15 protein-coding genes are annotated in these 18,496 nt (G+C 65.3%); 13 read left to right on the forward strand and 2 right to left on the reverse strand.

Going from position 1 to position 18,496, the window contains the following annotated elements:
* Nucleotides 1-128: 128 nt before the first annotated feature.
* A complete protein-coding gene (locus AC6LKD_RS30145; RefSeq protein WP_498118330.1) occupies nucleotides 129-1,145 on the reverse strand; it encodes a 1-aminocyclopropane-1-carboxylate deaminase in 1,017 nt (338 codons plus the stop codon).
* 182 nt (nucleotides 1,146-1,327) lie between these two features.
* On the opposite strand from AC6LKD_RS30145, the gene AC6LKD_RS30150 reads away from it, so the two are divergent.
* The 13 genes from AC6LKD_RS30150 to AC6LKD_RS30210 all read left to right on the forward strand — a co-directional run bounded on the left by AC6LKD_RS30150 (nucleotide 1,328) and on the right by AC6LKD_RS30210 (nucleotide 17,625).
* Nucleotides 1,328-1,798 carry an Lrp/AsnC family transcriptional regulator gene (locus tag AC6LKD_RS30150; RefSeq protein WP_498118332.1) on the forward strand — a complete coding sequence of 157 codons (471 nt, stop codon included), beginning with the start codon at nucleotides 1,328-1,330 and terminating at the stop codon, nucleotides 1,796-1,798.
* A gap of 328 nt (nucleotides 1,799-2,126) precedes the next feature.
* The gene (locus AC6LKD_RS30155; RefSeq protein ID WP_498118333.1) at nucleotides 2,127-4,994 is read left to right on the forward strand and encodes a 2-oxoglutarate dehydrogenase E1 component; all 2,868 of its coding nucleotides are present in this window, start codon (nucleotides 2,127-2,129) and stop codon (nucleotides 4,992-4,994) included.
* Nucleotides 4,995-5,095: 101 nt separating this feature from the next.
* Complete coding sequence (gene odhB, locus AC6LKD_RS30160) at nucleotides 5,096-6,325, forward strand: 2-oxoglutarate dehydrogenase complex dihydrolipoyllysine-residue succinyltransferase (RefSeq protein ID WP_013392324.1); 1,230 nt, start codon at nucleotides 5,096-5,098, stop codon at nucleotides 6,323-6,325.
* 117 nt (nucleotides 6,326-6,442) lie between these two features.
* Nucleotides 6,443-7,870 (forward strand): dihydrolipoyl dehydrogenase, encoded by a 1,428-nt coding sequence (gene lpdA / locus AC6LKD_RS30165; protein ID WP_013392325.1) that lies wholly within the window; start codon nucleotides 6,443-6,445, stop codon nucleotides 7,868-7,870.
* A gap of 76 nt (nucleotides 7,871-7,946) precedes the next feature.
* Complete coding sequence (gene zapE / locus AC6LKD_RS30170; RefSeq protein WP_013392326.1) at nucleotides 7,947-9,038, forward strand: cell division protein ZapE; 1,092 nt, start codon at nucleotides 7,947-7,949, stop codon at nucleotides 9,036-9,038.
* A 110-nt stretch (nucleotides 9,039-9,148) separates the two neighbouring features.
* Nucleotides 9,149-9,682, forward strand: coding sequence for a sigma-70 family RNA polymerase sigma factor (locus AC6LKD_RS30175; protein ID WP_498118334.1), 534 nt, complete (start codon nucleotides 9,149-9,151; stop codon nucleotides 9,680-9,682).
* A complete protein-coding gene (locus tag AC6LKD_RS30180) occupies nucleotides 9,675-10,619 on the forward strand; it encodes a DUF4880 domain-containing protein (protein WP_498118335.1) in 945 nt (314 codons plus the stop codon). The genes AC6LKD_RS30175 and AC6LKD_RS30180 overlap by 8 nt, the downstream gene beginning before the upstream one ends.
* 157 nt (nucleotides 10,620-10,776) lie before the next feature.
* On the forward strand, nucleotides 10,777-13,212 hold the full coding sequence (locus AC6LKD_RS30185) for a TonB-dependent siderophore receptor (RefSeq protein ID WP_498118337.1): 2,436 nt from the start codon (nucleotides 10,777-10,779) through the stop codon (nucleotides 13,210-13,212).
* A gap of 103 nt (nucleotides 13,213-13,315) precedes the next feature.
* Nucleotides 13,316-13,948, forward strand: a complete 633-nt coding sequence (locus tag AC6LKD_RS30190) for a DUF4198 domain-containing protein (protein WP_498118336.1) — start codon at nucleotides 13,316-13,318, stop codon at nucleotides 13,946-13,948.
* A gap of 23 nt (nucleotides 13,949-13,971) precedes the next feature.
* Nucleotides 13,972-14,253, forward strand: a complete 282-nt coding sequence (locus AC6LKD_RS30195) for a DUF3649 domain-containing protein (protein ID WP_041652797.1) — start codon at nucleotides 13,972-13,974, stop codon at nucleotides 14,251-14,253.
* Nucleotides 14,250-15,896: a PepSY-associated TM helix domain-containing protein gene (locus AC6LKD_RS30200; RefSeq protein ID WP_492274775.1), complete on the forward strand. Its 1,647-nt coding sequence runs from the start codon at nucleotides 14,250-14,252 to the stop codon at nucleotides 15,894-15,896. The genes AC6LKD_RS30195 and AC6LKD_RS30200 overlap by 4 nt, the downstream gene beginning before the upstream one ends.
* Nucleotides 15,893-16,216 carry a DUF3325 domain-containing protein gene (locus AC6LKD_RS30205; protein ID WP_013392333.1) on the forward strand — a complete coding sequence of 108 codons (324 nt, stop codon included), beginning with the start codon at nucleotides 15,893-15,895 and terminating at the stop codon, nucleotides 16,214-16,216. The genes AC6LKD_RS30200 and AC6LKD_RS30205 overlap by 4 nt, the downstream gene beginning before the upstream one ends.
* Nucleotides 16,217-16,272: 56 nt before the next feature.
* Nucleotides 16,273-17,625, forward strand: a complete 1,353-nt coding sequence (locus tag AC6LKD_RS30210) for a tryptophan--tRNA ligase (protein WP_492274774.1) — start codon at nucleotides 16,273-16,275, stop codon at nucleotides 17,623-17,625.
* A 34-nt stretch (nucleotides 17,626-17,659) separates the two neighbouring features.
* Here AC6LKD_RS30210 and AC6LKD_RS30215 read toward each other — a convergent pair whose 3' ends face one another.
* A complete protein-coding gene (locus AC6LKD_RS30215; RefSeq protein ID WP_013392335.1) occupies nucleotides 17,660-18,166 on the reverse strand; it encodes a hypothetical protein in 507 nt (168 codons plus the stop codon).
* Nucleotides 18,167-18,496: the final 330 nt, after the last annotated feature.

Below are 18,496 nucleotides of genomic sequence, written 5' to 3' on the forward strand. Positions count from 1 at the left end.
CGCCGGCTGGGCTGCGCTTCCTGCATCCATCATGGGCGCGGACGGCGGGGGCTGGCAAGCCCTGCCATTCGAGGCCGGCCGCTCAGCGCAGGTCGCCGCAACGCCAGGCGAAAGCGCCGTAGGCGCCTTTATCCGTTGCGGTAGAGAAAGCTGTAGGCGTTGATCGCCGGTACCCCTCCCAGGTGCGCATACAGAACCCGCGAGCCCGCGGGTATCTCGCCGCGGCGGATGATGTCCATCATGCCCTGCATGGATTTTCCTTCGTAGACCGGGTCGGTCATCATGCCCTCGAGCCGGGCGCACAGGCGGATGGCCTCGTTGGTCTCGGCCGACGGCAAGCCGTAGGCGGGATAGGCATAGCGGGTGTCCAGCACCACGTCGCGCTCTTCGATGGCAGTTCCCAATCCGACCAGGTCGGCGGTGCGCCGCGCGATGCGCAGGATCTGCGCCCGGGTCTGCTCGGGCGTGCCCGAGGCGTCGATGCCGATGACGCGGTCGGCGCGCCCATCGGCTGCAAAGCCCACCACCATGCCGGCCTGAGTGCTGCCCGTGACCGCGCACACCACGACATAGTCGAACTTGAATCCCAGCTCCGCTTCCTGGCGCCGCACTTCCTCGGCGAAGCCGACGTAGCCCAGGCCGCCCAGTTCGTGGTCCGATGCGCCGGCCGGAATCGCATAGGGCTTGCCGCCGCGCTTGCGGACGTCCTCCAGGGCCTCCTCCCAGCTGCGCCGGAAGCCGATGTCGAAACCCTGATCCACCAGGCGCACGTCGGCGCCCATCAGGCGGCTCATCATGATGTTGCCGACCCGGTCGTAGACCGCGTCCGAATAGTCCACCCAGTTCTCCTGCACCAGCACGCAAGCCAGTCCCAGCTTGGCGGCCACGGCGGCCACCATGCGGGTGTGGTTGGACTGGATGCCGCCGATCGTGACCAGCGTGTCGCAGCCTTGTTCCAGGGCTTGCGGGATCAGGTATTCCAGCTTGCGCAGCTTATTGCCGCCGAAGGCAAGGCCGCTGTTGCAGTCTTCGCGCTTGGCGTAGATCTCGACCTTGCCGCCCAGGTGCGCGGACAGGCGATCGAGCTTTTCGATGGGGGTGTCGCCGAAGGTCAGGCGATGGCGGGGAAAGCGTAGCAGATCCATGGGGGGCTCCTGTGACGGCCGCGGTTGGCGCGGATGGAAAAATCATAGGAATTGCCTGGATATGCCGTCAATTGCGTATTTTTATGATTTTTCGAGTTTCAAGGTTACTAAATTGAATAGATGATATTTATTATTTGAAGTACAAAAATAAAAGCGAAATTTAATTTTTAGGGACGGATTAAATGGCGGCCATTTCCAGCCTGGATCGCATCGACCGTCACATCCTGCGCGCCCTGCAGCAGGATGCGCAGATCACCAACCTTGAATTGAGCGCGCGGGTCCACCTCAGCCCCGCCGCCTGCCTGCGGCGCGTGGAAAAGCTCAAGAGCGAGGGCATCATCCGGAAAACCGTGGCCCTGCTCGAGCCCGCCGAGGTCGACATGGCGACCCTGGTCATCGTCGGGGTGGTGCTGGATCGTTCCACGCCCGAGTCCTTCACCGATTTCGAAGCCGCGGCGCGCGGCATCAGCGGCTGCCTGGAATGCCACCTGGTGGCGGGCGAATTCGACTACTTCCTGACGCTGCGCATCCGCGATCTGGAACGTTTCAACAAATTGCATGCCGGCGAGATCATCAAGCTGCCGGGCGTACGCCAGATCCGCACCTTTTTCGTCCTGAAAGAGATCCTGTCGACCACCGAGTTGCCCGTATGAACGAGGCTAACGCGCAACACTGGCAATTCTGTCAGTGAAAATGATGCAATGCGGCATTTTGGGTTGCCAGAAATTGATGGCGCGTAGACGGCGCAATGGAAGGTGTTCGCTGGACATTCCATTGCTGCATGACGGCATTCCGAATGGGTTTTTGCGTCACGCAAACGCAAGAAGACGTCCTTAAACTCAAAGGGCTATACTCTTATCCCATACGGCTTTTAAGGCTTGTACGCGCCTTCTGCCCCTGCTATCCGCTTAACGGGAAGCCCGTGTCGCGGAAGGTTTTCCTGCATCGTGTCGAGTGAAGCACTCGTAAAGGTGAAGCGATATGTCTTCGGAAATAGAATCTCTATCCACGTCTTATCTCTTTGGGGGTAACGCCCCTTATGTTGAGGAGCTTTACGAAGCCTACCTCGACAATCCCGGTTCGGTACCTGACAACTGGCGCGAATACTTCGACCAGCTGCAACACGCTCCCGCCACCGACGGCCAGGAATCCACCCGCGACCAGGCCCACGCTCCCATCGTCGAATCGTTCGCCCAGCGCGCCAAGGCCAATGCCTTCGTGCAACGCGCCGCCGAACCCGACCTGAGCGTGGCCAGCAAGCAGGTTTCGGTGCAGTCGCTGATCGCGGCCTACCGTTCGCTGGGTTCGCGCTGGGCCGATCTGGATCCGCTCAAGCGCCAGGAACGTCCCCCGATCCCCGAACTCGATCCGGCCTTCTACGGCCTGACCGAAGCCGATCTGGATCAAACCTACTCGGCCACCAACACCTACTTCACGACCGCCAGCACCATGACGCTGCGCGACATCCTGAAGGCGCTGCGCGACACGTATTGCCGCAGCATCGGTGCCGAATTCACGCACATCTCCGATCCCGCCGCCAAGCGCTGGATCCAGGAACGCCTGGAAACCACGTTGGGCGCGCCCGCCTATTCGGCCGAAGAAAAGCGCCACATCCTGCAGCAACTGACCGAGTCCGAAGGCCTCGAGCGCTTCCTGCACACCAAGTACGTCGGCCAGAAGCGCTTCTCGCTGGAAGGCGGCGAAAGCTTCATCGCCTCGATGGACGAAGTGGTGAACCACGCCGGTGAAAACGGCGTCCAGGAAATCGTGGTCGGCATGGCCCACCGCGGCCGCCTGAACCTGCTCGTGAACATCATGGGCAAGATGCCCGGCGACCTGTTTGCCGAGTTCGAAGGCAAGCACGCCGAAGGCCTGACCGACGGCGACGTGAAGTACCACAACGGCTTCTCCAGCGACCTGTCCACCCGTGGCGGCCCGGTCCATCTGTCGCTCGCGTTCAACCCGTCCCACCTGGAAATCGTCAACCCCGTGGTCGAAGGCAGCGTGCGCGCCCGCCAGGAACGCCGCGGCGACGCCGAAGGCAAGCAAGTGCTGCCGGTGCTGGTGCACGGCGACGCGGCCTTCGCCGGCCAGGGCGTGGTCATGGAAACCCTGAACCTGGCCCAGACCCGCGGCTACGGCACGGGCGGCACCCTGCACATCGTCATCAACAACCAGATCGGCTTCACCACGTCCGACCCGCGCGACTCGCGTTCGACGCTGTATTGCACCGACGTGGTCAAGATGATCGAAGCCCCGGTGTTCCACGTCAACGGCGACGATCCCGAAGCCGTGGTGTTCGTCACCAAGCTGGCTCTGGACTACCGCCAGCAGTTCCGCCACGACATCGTCGTGGACATCGTCTGCTTCCGCAAACTGGGCCATAACGAGCAAGACACCCCGTCGCTGACGCAGCCCCTGATGTACAAGCGCATCGGCCACCACCCCGGCACGCGCAAGCTATACGCCGACAAGCTGACCACGCAAGGCGTGCTGGCCGAAGGCGAAGCCGACCAACTGGTGAAGGACTACCGCCAGCTGATGGAAGACGGCCAGCGCACCATCGAGCCGGTGCTGACCGACTACAAGAGCAAGTACGCCATCGACTGGTCGCCGTTCCTGGGCGCCAAGTGGACCGACCAGGCCGACACCGCCGTGCCGCTGGCCGAACTCAAGCGCATCGGCGAACGCATCACCACCGTGCCGGAAGGCTTCACGGTGCACCCGCTGGTCGCCAAGCTGCTGAACGACCGCCGCACCATGGCCAAGGGTGAAATGAACCTGGACTGGGGCATGGGCGAGCACCTCGCCTTCGCCACCCTGGTGTCCTCGGGCTACGCCATCCGCATCACCGGCCAGGACTCGGGCCGCGGCACGTTCACGCACCGCCACGCCGTGCTGCACGACCAGAACCGCGAACGCTGGAACGACGGCACCTACATTCCGCTGCAGAATGTCTCGGAAGGCCAGGCTCCGTTCACCGTCATCGACTCCGTGCTGTCCGAAGAGGCAGTGCTGGCGTTTGAATACGGCTACTCCAGCGCCGAACCCAACACGCTGACCATCTGGGAAGGCCAGTTCGGCGACTTCGTCAACGGCGCCCAGGTCGTGATCGACCAGTTCATCAGCTCCGGCGAAGCCAAGTGGGGCCGCCAATCGGGCCTGACCCTGATGCTGCCGCACGGCTACGAAGGCCAGGGTCCCGAGCACTCGTCGGGCCGCATCGAGCGCTTCCTGCAGCTGTGCGCCGACAACAACATGCAGGTGATCCAGCCGACCTCCGCGTCGCAGATCTTCCACGTGTTGCGCCGTCAGATGATCCGTCCGTTCCGCAAGCCGCTGGTGCTGTTCACGCCCAAGTCGCTGCTGCGCAACAAGGACGCCGGCTCCCCCCTGACCGATCTGGCAGGCGGCAGCTTCCGTCCGGTCATCGGCGAAGTCGACGAGGCCATCGACGCCAGCAAGGTCAAGCGCGTGCTGGCTTGCTCGGGCAAGGTCTACTACGATCTGGTCAACGCCCGCCGCGAGCGTGGCGCCGACAACGTGGCGATCGTCCGTGTCGAACAGCTGTACCCGTTCGCGCACAAGTCGTTCGAAACGGAACTGCGCAAGTACCCGAAGGCAACCGAAGTGATCTGGGTTCAGGACGAACCGCAGAACCAGGGCGCCTGGTTCTACGTTCAGCATCATGTGTACGAAAACATGGTCGAAGGCCAGAAGCTGGGCTATGCCGGCCGCGCCGCGTCGGCATCGCCGGCCGTGGGCTACCTGGCCAAGCACCAGGAGCAGCAGAAGGCCCTGATCGAAACGGCTTTCGCGCCCAAGTTCAAGGTCATGTTGACGAAGTAACACGCGCTTGATGCACGCGCCGCGCGCGCAGGTTTCCGGGATTTGATTTCGAAGCTTGCCGCGCAGCGCGACCAGAACACAAACTTTACGGAACAAACAAAATGGCTATTACCGACGTCGTCGTCCCCCAACTCTCCGAATCCGTCTCCGAAGCGACGCTGCTGACCTGGAAGAAGCAGCCCGGCGCTGCCGTTGAAGCGGACGAAATCCTGATCGAAGTCGAAACCGACAAGGTCGTGCTGGAAGTGCCGGCTCCGGCCTCGGGCGTGCTGGCTGAAATCGTCAAGGGCGACGGCAGCACCGTCACCTCGGGCGAAGTGTTGGCCCGCATCGACACCGCCGGCAAGGCCGCCGTTGCCGCCGCCGCACCCGCCGCCGAAGCTCCCAAGGCCGCTGAGCAAGCCGCTGCCGCTCCGGCCGCCGCGCCCGCTTCGTCGGCAGCTGCCGGCGTGGCTTCGCCCGCCGCCTCCAAGATCCTGGCCGAGAAGGGCGTCGACGCCGCTTCCGTGGCCGGCACCGGCCGCGACGGCCGCGTGACCAAGGGCGACGCCCTGGCCGCCGGCGCACCCGCCAAGGCCGCTCCGGCCAAGGCCGCCGCCCCGGTCGCTCCCCCGACGCTGTCGCTGGACGGCCGTCCGGAACAGCGCGTGCCGATGAGCCGCCTGCGCGCTCGCATCGCCGAGCGCCTGCTGCAATCGCAACAGGAAAACGCGATCCTGACCACGTTCAACGAAGTGAACATGCAAGCGGTCATCGACCTGCGCAGCAAGTACAAGGACAAGTTCGAAAAAGAACACGGCATCAAGCTGGGCTTCATGTCGTTCTTCGTCAAGGCTGCCGTTGCCGCCCTGAAGAAGTACCCGCTGATCAACGCCTCGATCGACGGCAAGGACATCATCTACCACGGCTACTTCGACATCGGTATCGCTGTCGGCAGCCCGCGTGGCCTGGTTGTGCCGATCCTGCGCAACGCTGACCAACTGTCCATCGCCGACATCGAAAAGACCATCGCCGACTTCGGCCGCCGCGCGGCCGACGGCAAGCTGGGCATTGAAGAAATGACCGGCGGCACCTTCTCGATCTCCAACGGCGGCGTGTTCGGCTCGATGCTGTCGACCCCGATCATCAACCCGCCGCAATCGGCCATCCTGGGCGTGCACGCCACCAAGGATCGCGCCGTCGTCGAAAACGGCCAGATCGTCATCCGCCCGATGAACTACCTGGCGCTGTCCTACGACCACCGCATCATCGACGGCCGCGAAGCCGTGCTGGGCCTGGTCGCCATGAAGGACGCCCTGGAAGATCCGCAGCGCCTGTTGCTGGACCTGTAATCTCGACGCCCCGGCCCGGCGCCCACGCGACCCCAGGGTCTTGCGGCGCACCGGCCGGCTTCATGCCGGCCCGCAGGGCGGGGCGTGCTCCACTCAATACCTCTACGCGAGAACACTATGTCCAAACAATTTGACGTCGTCGTCATCGGCGCGGGCCCCGGCGGCTACATCGCCGCCATCCGCGCCGCGCAGCTCGGCATGTCGGTGGCTTGCATCGACGCCTGGCAGAACGGCCAAGGCGGCCCGGCTCCCGGCGGCACCTGCACCAACGTCGGTTGCATCCCGTCCAAGGCGCTGCTGCAATCGTCCGAGCACTACGAACAAGTCAACCACCACTTCGCCGACCACGGCATCGAAGTCAAGGGCGTCAGCCTGAAGCTCGACACGCTGATCGGCCGCAAGAACACGGTGGTCAAGCAGAACAACGACGGCATCCTGTACCTGTTCAAGAAGAACAAGGTCACCTTCTTCCATGGCAAGGGCGCGTTCGCCGGCCAGGTTGACGGCGGCTGGGCCATCAAGGTCACCGGCACCGCCGAGGAAGACCTGGTTGCCAAGCACGTGGTGGTCGCCACCGGTTCGTCGGCGCGCGAGTTGCCCGGCCTGCCGTTCGACGAAAAGGTCGTGCTGTCCAACGACGGCGCGCTGAACATCGGCGCCGTGCCGAAGACGCTGGGCGTGATCGGCGCCGGCGTGATCGGCCTGGAAATGGGCAGCGTGTGGCGCCGCCTGGGTTCCGAAGTCACCATCCTGGAAGCGATGCCGGAATTCCTGGCCGCCGCTGACGGTCAAGTGGCCAAGGAAGCCCTGAAGGCCTTCACCAAGCAAGGCCTGAACATCCAGATGGGCGTCAAGATCGGTGAGATCAAGGCGACCGCCAAGTCCGTCACCGTGCCTTATGTCGACGCCAAGGGCGCCGAGCAGAAGCTGGTGGTCGACAAGCTGATCGTCTCGATCGGCCGCGTGCCTTACACCGGCGGCCTGAACGCCGACACCGTGGGCCTGAAACTGGACGAACGCGGCTTCGTGGCCGTGGACGGCGACTGCAAGACCAACCTGCCGAACGTCTGGGCAGTGGGCGACGTGGTGCGCGGCCCGATGCTGGCGCACAAGGCCGAGGAAGAAGGCGTGGCGGTTGCCGAGCGCATCGCCGGCCAGCACGGCCACGTCAACTTCGACACCGTGCCGTGGGTGATCTACACCTCGCCGGAAATCGCCTGGGTCGGCAAGACCGAGCAGCAACTCAAGGCCGAAGGCCGCGAGTACAAGGCCGGCAGCTTCCCGTTCCTGGCCAACGGCCGCGCCCGCGCGCTGGGCGATACCACCGGCTTCGCCAAGGTGATCGCCGATGCCAAGACCGACGAGGTCCTGGGCGTGCACATCGTGGGCCCGATGGCCTCGGAGCTGATCTCGGAAGCCGTGACCATCATGGAATTCCGTGGCGCGGCCGAAGACATCGCCCGCATCTGCCACGCGCACCCGACGCTGTCGGAAGCCGTGAAGGAAGCCGCATTGGCCGTGGACAAGCGCGCGTTGAACTTCTGATACGCGCGTAGCCGATGCAAGACGGGGGCGGGTTCACGGATCCGCCCTTTTTTCATTCTGCTTTACCTGCTCCCACATGAACGTCAGCGAATACTACGAACACGCCCTGGCCGAGCGCGGCTACCAGCCAGACGAGGCCCAGAAAAAGGCGATCGACCGGCTGCAGCGCTATTTCGACGAATGGGTCAAGTTCAAGTCGATGCGCTCGAACGCGCTGAAGAAGCTGCTGAACCGCCCCGACGTGCCGCGCGGCGTGTACCTGTGGGGCGGAGTGGGGCGGGGCAAGAGCTTCCTGATGGACGCCTTCTACGCCACCGTGCCCGTGGTGCGCAAGACGCGCCTGCATTTCCACGAGTTCATGCGTGGCGTGCACCGCGAACTCGAAGAAGTGAAGGGCATGCAGGATCCGCTGGACGAAGTGGCCAGGCGCGTGGCCAAGCGCTATCGCCTGATCTGCTTCGACGAATTCCACGTTTCCGACGTGGCCGACGCGATGATCCTGCACCGCCTGCTGTTCAAGCTGTTCGAGTACGGCACGTCCTTCGTGATGACGTCCAACTACGAACCTTCGACCCTGTATCCGGACGGGCTGCACCGCGACCGCATCCTGCCCGCCATCCAGCTGATCCAGGCGCGCATGGACATCATGAACGTGGATGCCGGCGTCGACTACCGTCGCCGTTCGCTGGAGCAGGTGCAGTGTTATCACACGCCGCTGGACGAGCATGCCCAGCAGGCACTGCAGAAAGCGTTCGACAGCCTGGCCGATACGCCGCCCCAGGACCCGGTGCTGCATATCGAGCACCGCGAGATCCGCGCGCTGGCTCTGGGCGGATCGGTGGTGTGGTTCGACTTCGCCACGCTTTGCGGCGGGCCGCGTTCGCAGAACGATTACCTGGAGTTGGCCAACCGTTTCCACGCGGTGATCCTGTCGGGCGTGCCCCGCATGGGACCGCGCCAGGCTTCCGAGGCGCGCCGCTTCACCTGGCTGATCGACGTGTTCTACGACCACCGCGTCAAGCTCATCATGTCGGCCGAGTGCGAGCCCGAGGAAATCTACACCGAGGGCGCGCTGGCCAATGAATTCCACCGCACCGTCTCGCGCATTCTGGAAATGCAGTCGCGCGAGTACCTGGAATCGGAACGTCGCCACACCGTGTCGTTGTAGTCGCGCCGCATCCGCCCATATTTTCCGGGCGGCGCTTGCTTGAAATTGGTAATACAAGTCATTATCAATTAAGATTTGGAGACTTCTGGTCCAGTACCGCAGTTTCCAACGTGTCCTCCCCCTTCCTGTCCGCATCGGCCGCGCGCACCGATACTTGTGCCGCGCCCGTCGATGGCCTGTATCGCGATCACCGCCCCTGGCTGTTCGGCTGGCTGCGCCGCAGGCTGGGCTGCGAGCACCGCGCGGAAGATCTGGCGCAGGACGTGTTCCTGCGGGTGATCCAGGGCCGCAAGGCAGTTCGCGCCGGCGATGCCCGGGCGCTGCTGACCACCATCGCGAAGGGCCTGGTGGTGGACCATCAACGGCATGCGGCGCTGGAACGGGCATACCTTGCCTATCTGTCCGCCATCCCCGAGGCCTACGCGCCGTCTCCCGAAGAGCAGGCCGAGCAATTGCAATCGCTGGCGCGGCTGGATCGCCTGCTGGACGGACTGCCGCCGAAGGCCCGGTCCGCATTTCTGCTGTCGCAGCTCGACGGCCTGACCTATCCCGAGATCGCCCAGCGGCTCGAAATTTCCCTGAGTTCGGTGCAGCAGTACATGGTGCGCGCCATGACGGCGTGCTACGCGGCGTTTGATGACTAGCGCCGCGGATCCGGTGGCGGACCAGGCGATCGCCTGGTGGGTGCGGCTGCAATCCGGCTTGGCCGGCGCGGGCGAGCGGCAGTCGTGCGAGGCATGGCTGGCGCAGGATCCTGCCCACCGCCGGGCCTGGGACCGCTTGCAGCGCATCAGCCAGGATGCGCGCCGCGTGCCGGCGGCGTTGGCGCATTCCGCGCTATCCGCGCCTCGGTCGAATGGACGTCGCGCGGTGCTACGCGGATTGCTGGCTATCGGCGGCACGGCCGTCACCGGCTGGGCGGGTTATCGCCATGCGCCGTGGCAACGCTTGGCCGCGGATCTCAGCACCGGCGTCGGCGAACGGTTGGCGGTCGCGGTGGCCGATGGGCTGCACATCACCTTGAACAGCGACAGCGCGGTGCGCCTGCACTTGCAGGGCGATGCCCGCGGCATGGACCTGCTGCGCGGCGAAGTGCTGGTAAGGACCGAAATGCGGCCCGCCATGGCGGCGTTGCGCGTGGACACGGGCCATGGGGAATTGCGCGCCGAACGGGCGCGCTTTGATTTGCGGCGCACGGCCGAAGGCGCACGACTGGGCGTGTACGAAGGCAGCGTGGTGCTGTTGCGCGCCGGCGTGGCCACGCACGCGGAAGCGGGCGAGCGCCTGGAGTTCTCCGGGCACGGCGAAGTCGGCCGCCGCGCATCCGATCCCGACCGACTGGCCTGGACCGACGGGCTGGTGGTGGCCAAGGACTGGCGCCTGGACTACTTCGCCCAGTACCTGGCCCGCCAGCGCCTGGGCATGATCCGGGTGGATCCGGCGGTGGCCGGCCTACGCTTGTCGGGCGTATTTCCGCTGGACGATGCCGAACGCGCGCTCAAGGCGCTGGAGCCTGCCTTGCCCATCCGCGTGACGCGGCATACGCAGTACTGGCTGCAGGTCGGCCCGCGCGAGGCTTGAACGTTACAAATTTTTCTGCCTGCGGCTTGCAGGTTTTCCGATCCCGTACGGAAGGCAGGGATAGATACCACCGTACAGGGAGAGTTTTGTGTCCGCTTCATCTCACTCGCGCTTGCGCGCCCCCTTGTCCGCCGGCCGCATTGCGGTGCTGGCCGCCATGTGCGCGGGCGGACTTGCCGCCGGCATGCCGCAAGCCTGGGCCCAGTCGGCGCCCGCCTCCGCGAACGCGCCACGCAGCTACCAGATCGCTGCCGGCCCCTTGGCCGACGCCTTGACGCAGTTCGCACGCAGCGCCGGCGTGGTGCTGTCGTTCGACCCGGCGCTGGTGCGCGGACGCCGCTCGGAAGGGTTGGCGGGCGCGTACTCGGTGGGCGCGGGATTCTCTCGCATCCTGGCGGGCAGCGGCCTGCAGGCGCGCGCGCAATCGGGCAATACCTGGACGCTGGTGCAGGTTGCTGCGTCCGCGGGCGATACACCCACGCTGGCGCCGGTGACCGTGTCAGGCATGTCCGACAGCGCGATCACGACAGTGGGCTACGTCGCCACGGTGAGCGCCAGCGCCACCAAGACCGACACCCCGCTGATCGAAACGCCGCAGTCGATATCGGTCGTCACGCGTGAGCAGATCACGGAGCAGGGCGCGCAGACGTTGAACCAGGTGCTGCGTTACACCGCGGGCGTGGCCACGGAATCGCGCGGCGCCACCGCCACGCGCCTGGACCAGTTCAGCGTGCGCGGCTTTTCGGCGTCGACCTACCTGGACGGCCTGCGGGTGTTCGGCGGCCGCGACGCCTTGCCGCAGGTGGACACCTATCGCCTGGAGCGCGTGGACGTGCTGAAGGGGCCGGCTTCCGTCATGTACGGGCAGGGCGGTCCGGGCGGCGTGGTCAACCAGGTCAGCAAGCGCCCGCTGGAAGAGACGCTGCGCGAGGTCGAGGTGCAGGTTGGCAACTATGACTACCGCCGCGCCAATTTCGATTTCGGTGGCCCGGTGGATGACGAAGGCAAATTCCTGTATCGCCTGGTCGGCTCGGGCTATATGTCCGACGGCCAGGTCAAAGACACCAAGGAGCGCCGCTACTTCGTGTCTCCGGCCTTCACCTGGAAGCCGAGCGGTGACACCACGCTGACGGTGCTGACGAACTTCCAGCGCGATCCCGACATGGGTTCCTACGGCAGCGTGCCGGCCATGCGCACGCTGCTCTCGGCGCCCGACGGCATCCGTCTGCCGGCGGACTACTACGACGGCGACGCCAACTTCGAAAAGAGCGACCGTAAGAGCTATTCGCTGGGCTATGTGCTGGAGCATCGCTTCAACGACACCTTCAAGGCCTCGCAGAGCCTGCGCTGGACGCGCTCGGAAGCGCAGTACCGCAGCATCTACGGCGCGATGACCAATAACTACGGCTACACCGACAAGACCTACCGCTACCAGCAGCGCGCGTCGATTGCGACCGACGTGGACGTGGGCGCGCTGACCCTGGACAACAACCTGCAGGCGCGCTTCAACACCGGCCGCTTCGCGCATACCGCGCTGCTGGGCTTTGACTACCAGCACGTCAAGACCGACACGCTGTCGGGCTTTGGCACCGCGCCCGCGCTGGACGTGCTGAACCCGGACAACCATCAGAACATTCCGGCGCCGGCGTTCTCGACGGACGCGACCTCCAAGCAATATCAGGCCGGCCTGTACTTCCAGGACCAGATCAAGATCGACCGCCTCTCGGTGCTGCTGGGCGGCCGCTACGATTGGTCGCGCACGGTGGGCGAGACCACCACGCTCGCCACCGGCCGGGTCGCGCCGTCCTCGCTGAACGCGGAGAAATTCTCCGGTCGCCTGGGCGTGATCTACAACTTCGACAACGGCGTGGCGCCTTACTTCAGCTATTCGGAATCGTTTGAACCGCAATCGGGCACGGGTTGGCAGAACACGCCCTTCAAGCCGATCGAAGGCAACCAGTACGAGGTCGGCATCAAGTACCAGCCGCCGGGCAGCGCCACGCTGCTGTCGGTTGCGGCATTCGACATCCGGCGCGAGAACATGACGACCACCGATCCGGATCCGACCCACATCTGCGGCACGGCCGGCGGACGCTGCTCCATCCAGGCGGGCGAGCTGCGCACGCAGGGCATCGAATTCGAAGCCAAGACCGAACCCCTGCGCGGGCTGACCCTGGTGGCGGCGTACTCCTTGATGGACAACGAGTATTCCAAGGGCTATCCCAACGCCGCGGGCATGAACCTGAAGGGCAAGACGCCCGTGGGCGTGCCGTCGCAACAGGCGTCGGCCTGGGCCCGCTACCAATTGCAGGACGGTCCGCTGGCGGGCATGGGCGTGGGCGGCGGCGTGCGCTACATCGGTTCCTCGTACGGCAACGAGACCAACACGCTGAAGGTGCCGTCGGTCACGCTGTTCGACCTGATGCTGGACTACGACCTGGGCCGTGCATCGCCTTCGCTCAAGGGCATGCAGGTGGCGCTGAACGTGCAGAACCTGTTCGACAAGGAGTACGTCGCGTCGTGCTCGGGCGATTCCTGGTGCTGGTACGGCTATCAGCGCTCCATCAAGGCCAGCCTGCGCTATCGCTGGTAAGACGGATGGCTACTTCGAAGTGAGAATGGTTATAATTTAAAACCCTCCGAATCGGGCCTGGCCGCGGGGCTGGCTCGATTCGGTCCTCTAAAGGAAATCAACAATGACATTCGCAAGAACCTTGGCCGCTATCGCCCTCATGGGCGCGGCGGGCGCCGCGCAGGCGCATTTCGTTTGGCTGGAACGCAGCGCCGAGGGACCGGCCAAGGCGTACTTCGGGGAATGGGCGGACGACGTGCGCGAAAAGCGCGACGGCCTGCTCGGCAAGATCATGGTGGCGCCGGTCGTGACGGGCACCGACGGCAAGGCGCTGAAGGCCTCGGGCGAGGGCGCGGATTTCCTCGAATTCGCGGCGGCGGGCAAGGGCGACGTGCGCCTGCGCCAGGCCTATCAGTTCAAGGACACCCTGGTGCAGTACGGCGCCAAGGCTGGCCGTGCGGACACCGAAGGCAAGCTGGACCTGGAACTCGTGCCCGTCGCGGCCGGGACCAACGCTTTCGTGCTGCAGTTCAAGGGCAAGCCGCTGGCGAAAACGGAAGTCACCGTGTTCGGCCCGCCCAAGTGGGAGAAGCGCTTCCACAGCGATGAGAATGGCCGCATCGAAATCACCACGCCATGGCCCGGCCAGTACGTGCTCGAAGCCGCCCATGTCGAAGACAAGGCTGGCGAGGCCGATGGCAAGGCCTACGCCAAGATCCGTTACGTATCCACTCTGACCTTCAACGTTTCCCAGTGAAAGCTCCCGCTGCCGGCGCAGGCATGATGCGCTACCGTCTGGCCGTCTTTTCCAGGGCGGCGGCCGCCATTTTGGGCGGTTATGTGCTGGCGTCGGCGGCTGCGGCCTGCCTGGCCATCTGGCTGCCCATGCGGCGGCCGGACGCCGTGATCACGGCGCAAATGCTGTCCTTCGTGTTCTATGCCTGCGGCGTGATCTGGGTCTTCGCCACGCGCAATGCCTGGCGCGCCTGGGCGGGCGTGCTGTTGCCCGCCGCGCTGCTGGGCGCGCTGTTCGCGGTAGGCCGCATGACGGGGGCGGCATGAAGGCGAAAGTGGAAAAAGCGCAGGGCGAGGAAGGACTGCGCCAATCCATGTCCTGGCTGCACACGTGGTCGGGGCTGATCTTCGGCTGGGTGCTGTTCGCGATGTTCCTGACCGGCACGCTGGCGTTCTTCCGCCCCGAGATCACGAGCTGGATGCAGCCCGAGATCCAGGTGCGGCCCGCGCCCGCGGCGCAGTCCGTGGCTGCGGCGCAGCGCTACCTGAGCGAACATGCGCCCGACGCCACGCGCTGGTTCATCTCGCCGCCGTCCGACCGCGAGCCGTACCTCCAGGTGCTCTACCTGGTGCCCAAGCCCAAGCCGGGCGAGCGCGGCTTCGTGCGCGTAAAGCTGGATCCGGCTACCGGCCAGGCCTTGACCGCGCGCGAGACGCGCGGCGGCGACTTTTTCTACCGTTTCCATTTCGAACTGGAAACCGCCTTTCCGTGGGGGCGCTGGCTCGCCAGCATCGCCGGCATGTTCATGCTGGTGGCCATCATCAGCGGCATCATCACCCACAAGAAGATCTTCACCGACTTCTTCACTTTCCGGCCCAGAAAGGGCGGCCAGCGCGCCTGGATGGACGGCCATAACGTCTTGTCGGTGCTGGGGCTGCCGTTCCACCTGATGATCACGTTCAGCGGGCTGGTGTTGTTCATGGCCATGTTGATGCCGGCCGGCATCCTGGCGGTGTACGAAAGTCCGCGCCAATACTCCGACGACGTCTTCAAGTCCTTCAGGGTCACGCCCGCGCGCAATGAGCCCGCGCCCTTGCTTCCGCTCGCGCCGCTGGTGGAGCAGGCGCAGCAGCACTGGCAAGGCGGCCGGGTGGGGCGCGTCACCGTCAACCATCCCGGCGATGCCGGCGCGACAGTGACCCTGGTGCGCGATGCCGCCGATGGCGTGTCGTTTGGCAAGCTGGCGCCGTACATGCGCTTTGATGGCGTTACGGGCGCGCTGCAGGAAAGCGAGGACGAGCTCGGCGCCACCGCGCGGACAGCGGGCGTCATCGTCGGCCTGCACCTGGGCCTGTTCGCAGAACCGTTCTTGCGCTGGCTATATTTCCTGGTCAGCATGGCAGGTACGGCCATGGTGGGCACGGGCATGGTCCTGTGGATCGCCAAGCGGCGCCAGAAGGCGCGTCCGGGCGCGCGTGAAGCGTTTTCGTTGCGGCTGGTGGATGCGCTCAATGCCGGCACCATCGCGGGCCTGTTCATCTCGGTCGCCGCTTTTTTCTGGGCCAACCGCCTGCTGCCCGTCGACCTGCCGGGCAGGCAGTTCTGGGAATCGCGCGCCTTCTTTGCCGCCTGGGGCCTGTCGCTGGTCTACGCCTTCCTGTTCCAGCATCGCAAGTGGCGCGATCTGCTGGCTGCCGCGGCGGCCTCTCTGGCGCTGGTGCCGGTGGTCAACGCCCTGACGACCTCGCGCCATCTGGGCGTGTCCCTGCCCACGGGTGACTGGGTCATGGCGGGTTTCGATCTGACTTGCCTGGCCGGGGCGCTGCTGCTGGCCTGGATGGCGCGCAAGGCCGCCCGCGCAGGCAAGGCGGCCGCCAAGGCGCCAATCAAGGGCCGCGCCGCGACCAAGCCCGCAGCCCAGTCCCAGCCTGTCCAGTCCGCCTACGAACCTAGAGGGGATACGCCATGACGCTTGCCGCCTTTTGCCTGGCCTATGCCGGTTTTGCCGCCCTGTGCCTGGGCATGGATCGTCACTACGAAGACCTGTTCGACCGGGCCTTGCCGCGGCGCCACCGCTTGCCTCTGCGGCTGTTCGGCTGGGCTGCGCTGGCCCTGTCGCTGTGCGCTTCGGCAGCGGTTTGGGGCTGGAGCTATGGCACGGTCGAATGGATAGGCATCCTCAGCATTGCCGGGCTGCTGCTGATCTGGTTCCTGACGTTCCGGCCTCGCGCCGCGTTGACCGCCGGCGGCCTGTGCGCGCTGGCGGCGCCGGTGCTGGCCGTTCTGTAGCCGCGCGCCCGGCACGTTACACTGGGCGTTTCCCCTAGCAAACGCCTCTTCGCCTCATGAATACCCGCGTCCTTACCGGCATCACCACCTCTGGAACTCCCCACCTCGGCAATTACGCGGGCGCCATCCGTCCCGCCGTTCAGGCCAGCGCGCAGCCCGGCGTGGACGCATTCTTCTTCATGGCGGACTACCATGCCCTCATCAAGTGCGACGACCCCGCCCGCGTGGCGCGCTCGCGCCTGGAAATCGCCGCCACCTGGCTGGCGGTGGGGCTGGACCACGAACGCGTGACCTTCTACCGGCAGTCGGACATCCCGGAGATTCCCGAACTGACCTGGCTGTTGAACTGCGTCACCGCCAAGGGCCTGATGAACCGGGCGCATGCGTACAAGGCGTCGGTGGACCAGAACACGGAGAAGGGCCTGGAACCGGACGACGGCGTCACGATGGGCTTGTTCTCGTATCCGGTGCTGATGGCTGCGGACATCGTCATGTTCAACGCCAACAAGGTGCCTGTGGGCCGCGACCAGATCCAGCATCTGGAAATGGCGCGCGACATTGCCCAGCGTTTCAACCACCTGTATGGCCGCGATTACTTCACGCTGCCGGAAGTCGTGATCGAAGAGGACGTGGCGACCTTGCCAGGCCTGGACGGCCGCAAGATGTCCAAGAGCTACAACAACACCATTCCGCTGTTCGAGGGCGGCGCCAGTGCGCTGCGCGCGGCGGTGATGCGCATCGTGACCGATTCGCGCGCGCCGGGCGAGCCCAAGGACGCCGAGAATTCGCATCTGTACACCATCTACCGCGCCTTCGCCACGCACGAACAGGCCGCCACGCTGCGCAAGCAGCTCGAAGAAGGCATGGGCTGGGGCGAAGCCAAGCAGGCGCTGTACGACCATCTTGAAAACCTGCTGGCGCCCATGCGCGAGAAGTACTTCGACCTGATGGCCAACCCTGGCCGCATCGAAGACATCCTGCAGGCGGGCGCCGCCAAGGCGCGCAAGCTGGCCACGCCGTTCATGCATGAGTTGCGCCAGGCGGTGGGCCTGCGCAATCTGGAGGCCGCGTCGGGCGCCCGGGCCGCGCAGCCCAAGAAGGAAAAGGGCAAGGGTGCGCGCTTCGTCAGCTTCCGCGATGAAGACGGCGGCTTCCGCTTCCGTCTGCTGGCCGCCGACGGCGAGGAACTGCTGCTGTCGCAGCGCTTCGCCGATCCGAAGGAGGCTGGCGCCCTGATGCGCCGCCTGCAGTCGGAACCGGCCGATGCGGTGCTGCAGGCCGACGGGCAAGGCTATGCCGCAATGATCGACGGCGTGGCCGTGGCGACCGCGCCGGCGGGCGCGCAGGACGCATCCGGCGCCTCATTGGCGCGCGCGCGCGCCGCGCTGTCGTCGCTGTCGCAGGAATAAGCCCCAGGGGCCGGCGCAAAGCCGGCCCGCAGGTTCAGGCGGCGCGGGCGCTGGCCACGATGCGCCCGTCGCGCACCTGGAAGCGCTGGGCGCTGCCCTGGCCGGCGATCTCGAGCATGTCGCCTTCCGTGTAGCCCGTGACGTTCGGGCAGTCCAGCCATTCCGGGTTGATGAACGGAAAGTACTTGAGCGTGCCGCTGCCCTGGCTGGCGAAATCGAAGGTGGTGTTGGCCACCACTTCCGGATCCCACTGGCTGGCGTCGAAGGTCAGCGCACAACCCGCGCCGATGCGGTAAGTGATGCTGGCCCCCATGCTGGCGAATCCCAGCGCGCCGACGTGCAACTGCGCGCCGTTGCTCAGTTCGATGACGCGGCTGCCCAGCCGCTCCAGCGTGATGTGCTTGAAGCTCACTTCGGCGCCGTCTACAAGCAGGTGCGAATACTGGCCCAGGGTGATTTCGCTGTAGACGCCGCTGGCGTTGGCTTCCTTTTCAGTGATGGTTGCCGTTTCATTGGCGGCAAGTGTGATGGTATGGGACATGGCGGGGCGGATCTCCGGTCGTTCGGGGCAGGGCGCTGCTGTTGTTGTTGTGCTGCTCCCCGGCAGGCGTTGCGCGCCATGGCTCGCCTGCTCGCGGGGGGCTTTGTGTCGCTGCGCGGCCTGGCGCCGTCGGGTCTTATTATTTGGACACAATTAGATATTTTCTATCATTTTTGATAGTTGCGGCTTGAGCGAACACAAGTAACCCATCTCTTTACGGGTAAGCCCTAGGTAAAAAAAACCGGCGCACCAGGCGCCGGTTTTTCGTGGAGCGGCATTCGCTCAGCGCTTGAGCTTGGCGAACGCGTCCGCCATGGCGCTGTTCATGCC

It is taken from the genome of Achromobacter sp. D7-1 (assembly GCF_059760445.1).